Below are 6,946 nucleotides of genomic sequence, written 5' to 3' on the forward strand. Positions count from 1 at the left end.
ATGATGGCGGCGTCAGGTCGGGGTGTCAACCGTGTGACGGATGCTTGACACCGCCGAGTTCACCGAGGGAGGCTAATGCGACATACGAGACGGCGTCTCACGGAATGCCGCTCGGGTCGGGACTTGTGAGAGGCAAACTCCGCATGGGAAGCAATCCCCGGACCGCACCAGCAACGATGATCGTCGAAGACTGGGACCAGCTCACCTTCCGGGTCAACCGCGAGGCGTACCGGAGCCCGGAACTGTTCGCCAGGGAACGCGGCTGGGTATGGATGCACACCTGGCTCTACCTCGGGCACGAGACCGAGATCCCCAACCCCAACGACTTCAAGGTCCGCACCCTGGGTGGCCGACCGCTGATCTTCTGCCGGGACACCGCCGGCGAGGTGCACGCGTTCCTCAACTCCTGCCCGCACCGCGGCACCGTGCTGTGCCGCGAGAACGAGGGCTCGACCAGGCTCTTCCAGTGCTTCTACCACGCCTGGACGTTCCGCAACAACGGTGAGGTCGCCGCCATCCCGGACGCCGGCGCGTACGAGTCGAGCGACGAGTTCCGGGCCTCCATGGGACTGCGCGGCGTGCCGCGCCTGGAGATCCACGAGGGGTTCGTCTTCATCTCCTTCGACCCCGACGTCCCGCCGCTGCTCGAACACCTCGGCGACGCCGCCGACTATCTGACGATGATCGAGCAGCAGCACGTCGGCGGCATGACCACACTGCCCGGCACGCAGCTCTACAGCGTGCGCGGCAACTGGAAGCTCGCCGTCGAGAACGCGATGGACGGGTACCACTTCGCACCGACCCACAACACGTTCGTGGGCTACCTGCGGGAGAGCGGCTACGCCGTCACCGACGACAACCAGTACGCGTACAACCTCGGCAACGGCCACGGTCTGCTGGTCCTGACCGGGCACGGCGGGCGGATCAGCATGATCTGGGAACCGCGCTTCGGCGAGGCCGAGCGGGTCCGCACCGACGCCCACCGGGCCGAGATGACCCAGCGGCTGGGGGAGAAGCGGGCGCACCACGTGGCCGACGAGAGCCACATCCTGTTCGTGTTCCCGAACCTGCTGCTGTTCGACATCGAGGGCCTGTCGATCCGTCAACTGGAGCCGGTGGCCCCCGACCAGACCGATGTGCGCGCCTGGCAACTGGTCCCTCGCGCCGAGGACCCGGATACGCGCGCCCTGCGCATGAAGACGGTCGTCAGCTTCGTCGGCCCGGGCGGCCTCGCCACACCGGACGACATCGAGGCGTACGAGGCGGTCCAGCGCGGCATCCAGGCCACGGCGGGCACCGGGATCCCCGAGCTGGACTTCAGCGACATGTCGCGCGGCATGGCCGACGAGGTCAAGGGAGCGCAGGGCCGGTCGGTCGACGAAGGCGCGATGCGCGGCTTCTGGCGGCACTGGATCGACTCCATGGGGTTCGACGACGGCATCGAGATCCACGGCGAGCGTCCCGCTTCCTTCCCGGTGGGGAGGTACGTGCGATGACGACGATCGGCAACCGCAGCTCCGTGTGGTGCGCGGGACGCACCGTCACCCGGCAGGACGTGGAGGACTTCCTCTACACCGAGGCCGACATCCTCGACCGCTGGGACTACGACGGCTGGCTCGCCCTCTTCGAGCCCGGCGCCCGCTTCGAGATCCCGACCACCGACTACCGGCCCGGCTGGTCGCCGCACGAGAACGGATCGTTCGTCGACGATGACTGGGGCCTGCTCCTCGCCCGGGTCAAGCGCCTGAAGTCCCGCAAGGCGCATGCCGAGAACCCGCACTCACGCACCCACCGGCTGGTGTCCAACGTGCGGCTCTGCGAGGGCACCGAGGACTCCTTCAAGGTGGCTGCCTCCTTCGTGGTGCACCGTGCCCGCGACGGGCACTTCGACGCCTACGTCGGGTGGTACGACCACCTCCTGGTGCCCACCGAGGACGGGCTCCGCTTCCGGTTGCGGCGCTCCGTCCTCGGCCACGAGTCGCTCGCGGCGGGCGCCCGACTCAGCTTCATCCTCTGACCGGCGACGGACGGCGACCCGATGATCAGACACACCTTGTCCTTCCGTTTCGCCGAGGGGACCGACCGGACGACGCGCGAGTCCGTGCTGGGCGAACTGCGCACCTTCCCGGACCGGTACCCGGCCATGCGCGGCTTCGTCCTCGGCGAGAACATCAGCACCCGCGACCAGACCTTCACCCACACTATGGCCGTCGACTTCGACAGCCAGGACGACCTGCTCGCCTATCTCGGCAGCGAGTCGCACGAACACTTCGTGCGCACTCGCTGGCGGCCGGTCATCGCCCAGCAGGCCATCACCTCGTTCGAGTTCGCCGAGCGGGCGCCGCTCACGGCAGGAAGGAGACCGCCGGTGAGCACCCGCCCGCACGGCCCGTACGGCATGGAGTACGCCCGGATCGAGGTTCCGGACATGCAGGCCACAATCGACTTCCTCGAATACCACGTCGGTCTGCAACTGGAGCAGCGCACGGACGAACACGCCTACCTGCGCGCCGACATCGAACACCACTCGATCGAGTTGATCCACGCGCCCGAACGCGCCGACGGATGGACGACCGCCGTCGGCTACAGCGTGGAGAGCGAGGAGGTCCTGGAGCAACTGCACAAGGCCGTTCTCGACGCCGGCCTCGAGGTCCTGGAACTGCAGGAGCGGCAGAAGGCGCTGTGCGACAACGGCTTCGCGGTGAAGGACCCCAACGGTCTGGTCGTCGAGCTGTTCACCGAGTTCCAGGAGTACGCCGAGCCGCCCCACATCGAGATCCGGCCGCTCGACCTGGTGCACCCCTTCATCGCCACCCCGAAGTTCGAGGAGACGCTGGACTTCTACCAGAACGTCCTGAAGTTCCTGCCCTCGGACCACGTCGTCGGCTCGACCACGTTCTACCGCTGCGAGGACCGCTACCACCACAGCCTCGCGGTGCAGAAGAACACGGAGCACTATGTCGCGCACCTGTGCTTCGCGATGAAGAGCCTCGACCATGTCATGCGGATGCGTGCCCGCGCGCTGTACAAGGGTGCCCCGATCGCCTCCGACATCGTCAACCACTCGGCATCGACGTCGATCGCGTTCTACATGCACGACACCCGATTCGGCCCGCGATACGAACTGTGCGACCGGCACCGGGTGTTCACACCGGAGGAGCATGAGACGCACCGGCCCCGCAGAATGCCGGCCGACCCGCGCAACATCGACGTGTGGCGTCCGGCCTCCGACGACTGGGGACGCTTTTGAGACAGCAGGTGCTGGACGTCCTGCGGCTGCTCGACACGACCCCCGCGCCACGAGGTCAGGAACGGACGGCGGCCCATCGGCTGCGCAGTTGGTGCGCGGCCCGGTGGCCGCACATCGAGTGGCAGGTGCAGGAGTACGGTTGCGAGGGTGGCAGTCTGGTTGCCACACAGGGGGCCGGCCCACTGCTGTACTCCCACCTCGACACGTCGCTGAACCACGACGGCGCGGGCATCCGGCTCATCACCGGCGACGCCGCGCCGGTCGGTCCGCTCGGCGTGGCCGGCGACGCGGTGACCGGCTTCGGGCTCGGGGTCGCCCGCGGGCCGGTGGCCGCCGCACTGGTCGCCTTCGCCGGAGCGGGTGCCGGACGGCTGCTGCTTGCCGGCTCCGGGACACACCGCCGCGCCAGCGGGATCACCGGCCTGGAGTCATATATCGACGCATACCCGCTGCCGCGGTCCGCGATCGTGGCCAAGTGCGGCCCTCCCACGCTGTTGTGGCACGAGCCCGGGGCGCTCTATCTGACCGTCCGGGTCACCGGCCGCTCCGGGGCCGCGATGGCGGCGGAGTCGGCCACGCCGGCCGGGGGAGTTGTCGCCTCGGCCGGCGTCATCCTGGACGAGCTGGCCCGCTGGCGCACGGCGTACCTGACCGCCGACCCGCGGCTCGGGCAGACCGGCCGGGCCTGTGGCATCGGTGCGATCGATAGCGGCTGGCCCGACAAGCCGGACCTCCTGCCGGCCCAGATGCGGATCGGTCTGTACGTCGTAGCCGGTGACCAGGTGGAGCCGAAGGCGCTGGCGGCCGAGCTGGCCGACCGGTTGCGGATGCGGTGCGCGGAGTCGGTGCTGCGGAACTGCGCGGTCGATGTGGAGGCCGAGCCGGTGGCGTCGGCTGCGGCCACGGCGACCGACGCCCCGGTGGTGACGGCAGCCTGGGCGGCCTGGCTCGAGGAGTTCGGCTCACCGCCGCCGACCGTCACCGGCTGGACGGGATCGACCGACGGCGTCGTGCTGCGCGCCTGCGGCGTCGAGACCGTACGCCTCGGCCCGCAGGCGAAGCCGGCCGCCGGTGATCCGCGTTGCGATGAACTGTCTCTGGCACAGCTGACCGCCTATGCGCGCATCTATCGGCGGCTGTTGACAGAGCTGCCGGCGTAGCCCGGGGATTCCGGCGCGGGCGGCGGTTGCCGACGAACCGTGCGGGCAGCTCGTCGACAGCGCGGGCCACCCGCCACACCGGGAAGGGCTGCGTGGACCGGATCGTCACCGACTTGGTGTCCTCGACGGCACGGGTGGCGGTTTGGTCCTCGTCGAGACCGCCTCCGGCGTCACCGCCCCGGGAGACCGGCGAGGCCGGCCGCGAAGGTGCTCGTCCCCACGGACATGCCGCCGTGAAGCGTAGCGACGCCGTCCGTACCCCGATCGGAGGGCACGGCGGCTCCGCGACGGGAATGACCGACCGTCATCGAGAGGCCACGGCGTCACACTCCCCAGTCGTCGTTCACGGTGACGGCGTCGGCGATGCGGAATCGGCCACCGGCCAGCGGCGGTCCGGTGGGTTCACCCATTTCCACGACGTGCTTGCCGAACCTGGGCGTCAGCGGGCGGCCGACATCACGCCCCAGCCACAGACGCAGCAGGTGCCGGCGGCGTTCCGGCTGCGGGTGGTCGACGTAGCCGGAACGCGAGTGCAATGCGGCGTAGTTGAGCAGCCACTGCACATCCCCGGGCTGGAAGTCCATGTCGATCGGCAGGCCGTGGTACTGGGAGATCTCGTCGAAGAGGTTGATGGCCTCGACCTGGTCGGGCGTCAGCTTCGGGACGTCGGAGTACTGCTGGGCGCTGAAGATCATCGAGCTGCCCGCGTAGGTGCTGAAAACGCCGTCGACGTAGCTGATGATCGGCGAGGTGTATGTCAACTCCGGGGAGTCGGGGTCCTGGCGCCGCCAATCCCAGTGATAGGAGTCGAAGAGCCGCGGGGCGAGGTCCGGTCGGCGCAGCAGCAACTCGTTGTAGATCGTGGTGCCGCTGACCAGGCTGGAGGCTCCGCCCTCCTTGGCACCTCGCAGACACATGAGGGCGACGACGTCGGAGCTGTCCGAGTGGAACGGCAGCCGGTCCCGCACACGGGAGGGCAGGGCGCCCTCGTCGGACAACGTCTTGTCCGACGTGGCGATCACGTGGTCGAGCAGGTCGCCGCGCTGGTTCTGCCCGATCGGCCGACCGAGGTGCAGGCCCATGACGAAGAAGATGGCCGCGGCCATGACGTCGCCGTATTCCTTGGTGCGCAGGCCACGCACCAGGACGAAGCCCCGGCCGGTGTCCATCTGGCGGGCGCACTCGTCGTTCAGGGCACGACAGGCGTCGAACGGGTAGTCGGCGGCGGCGACGGTGCGCAGGTCTGGGTCGTCGGCGACGAAGCGCCGGCCCAGGTCTTCCAGCTCGGCACGCTCGGCATCGCTGAGGACGTAGATCCACTCCGTGGACTTGGACAGCTCGTCGCCGCGCCAGGCGGACGGCCCGGAGATCGGCTCACGGCGGACAGTGGAGGTCACGCTGATGCACTCCTCGAAGAAGTGATGACAGGCCCGTCGGCGAAGACACGACGGACGACGTTTCGGTGTGCGGTGGCTGCTCATCGCGCGGCGACGAACGGCACTCAGAAGACTCAGAGAACTCAGAACGGAGTCTGTGGCTCGCCGGCACCTGTTCCGGGGCGCAGTCCCTCCCGGGGCGGGGAGTAGCTGAGCTGTTGGCCGAAGGTCCGGCGGCCAGCGAAGGCGCCCATTAGAGCGACTGGCCTCATGCTGGTCCCGTCCTTTCGAGAAGTGTCCCCACGGTAGGGGAGGCCCAGGCGCTCGTCAATATGCGAGACGCCATCTTGCGAAGCGGCATGCTGGGTGAGCGGGTGCATCCCACCGTGCATGGTTCGGCGGCCGAGCGCTGCGGCAGAACGTCGGCGCGCACATGAGGCCTGGCCGACCGCAGGTGCCCGCGCGGCAGGTGGCCGAGTGTGACGAGACGGCCGTGGCCGGGTGGAGGGGCGATCCGGGCCAAGGCGAAAGAGCCCGGGCGGCGTCGACGGCACCAAGCCGCCGCCATTCCCAGTGAACGGACCGCCGGTCACGGACTTACATCATGTGACGGCCCATCAGCTTGAAGCCTTCAGAAAAGGGCGGGCTTCTGACCAGCGGGGTGAGCGAACCGCAAGGGGGGCGCTGGACCACAGTCGCTGTTGAGCCCCATCACGACGGTCATGGGGGGCGACCATCCGCGGCGACGAACTCCCGCCCGACGCGCCCGGGCAGGGTACCGGGTTCGCGAGCGTGTGGTTCTACTCCTGCTATGCGCCGCTGGTGCTGTGGGGGCCGCTGTTGGCGGTGCTGACAGTGGCGTACTGGCGGCGTCGACGTGCGGGTGGCGCGTCGACGGCTGCTCGCTGATGTCGTGTGTGGACGATGACCTCCTCAAAAGGGGCTCTCCTGCCGCATGTGTGGGTGCTGTGACCTGGTCTGATACGTGAAACACGCCGCTTCCTGTGATCCTTGAGGTGTCTAGGCTCAAGTTTGATCAAGCAGAGAAACGGCGTGTCTGTCTTTAGGATATGGAAGCGGACGCTGACGGCCGAACACACGGTGGTCGAGGGCGTCCGGATCGACGAGAACGAACAGTGTGTGGTCGTGTCGGTACGGCC

General features: G+C 68.6%; 5 protein-coding genes. 4 read left to right on the forward strand and 1 reads right to left on the reverse strand.

Annotation, left to right across the window (positions count from 1 at the left end; genetic code table 11):
• Positions 1–143: 143 nt before the first annotated feature.
• The 4 genes from AB0N06_RS27845 to AB0N06_RS27860 are packed head-to-tail and all read left to right on the forward strand — an operon-like array spanning position 144 to position 4,410.
• On the forward strand, positions 144–1,496 hold the full coding sequence (locus AB0N06_RS27845) for an aromatic ring-hydroxylating dioxygenase subunit alpha (protein ID WP_366137429.1): 1,353 nt from the start codon (positions 144–146) through the stop codon (positions 1,494–1,496).
• The gene (locus tag AB0N06_RS27850) at positions 1,493–2,017 is read left to right on the forward strand and encodes an aromatic-ring-hydroxylating dioxygenase subunit beta (RefSeq protein ID WP_366137430.1); all 525 of its coding nucleotides are present in this window, start codon (positions 1,493–1,495) and stop codon (positions 2,015–2,017) included. The genes AB0N06_RS27845 and AB0N06_RS27850 overlap by 4 nt, the downstream gene beginning before the upstream one ends.
• Before the next feature lie 21 nt (positions 2,018–2,038).
• A complete protein-coding gene (locus tag AB0N06_RS27855; RefSeq protein ID WP_366137431.1) occupies positions 2,039–3,250 on the forward strand; it encodes a Dabb family protein in 1,212 nt (403 codons plus the stop codon).
• Positions 3,247–4,410, forward strand: a complete 1,164-nt coding sequence (locus AB0N06_RS27860) for a hypothetical protein (RefSeq protein WP_366137432.1) — start codon at positions 3,247–3,249, stop codon at positions 4,408–4,410. The genes AB0N06_RS27855 and AB0N06_RS27860 overlap by 4 nt, the downstream gene beginning before the upstream one ends.
• 323 nt (positions 4,411–4,733) lie before the next feature.
• On the opposite strand, the gene AB0N06_RS27865 is transcribed toward AB0N06_RS27860, so the two are convergent.
• Complete coding sequence (locus AB0N06_RS27865) at positions 4,734–5,807, reverse strand: TauD/TfdA family dioxygenase (protein ID WP_366137433.1); 1,074 nt, start codon at positions 5,805–5,807, stop codon at positions 4,734–4,736.
• Positions 5,808–6,946 lie beyond the last annotated feature (1,139 nt).

This window comes from Streptomyces sp. NPDC051020 (assembly GCF_040683105.1).
GTDB lineage: Bacteria > Actinomycetota > Actinomycetes > Streptomycetales > Streptomycetaceae > Streptomyces.

Coding starts and splice junctions, on each gene's coding strand:
- AB0N06_RS27850 (WP_366137430.1), top strand. CDS start 1,493: ATGACGACGATCGGCAACCGCAGCTCCGTGTGGTGCGCGGGACGCACC.
- AB0N06_RS27845 (WP_366137429.1), top strand. CDS start 144: ATGGGAAGCAATCCCCGGACCGCACCAGCAACGATGATCGTCGAAGAC.
- AB0N06_RS27855 (WP_366137431.1), top strand. CDS start 2,039: ATGATCAGACACACCTTGTCCTTCCGTTTCGCCGAGGGGACCGACCGG.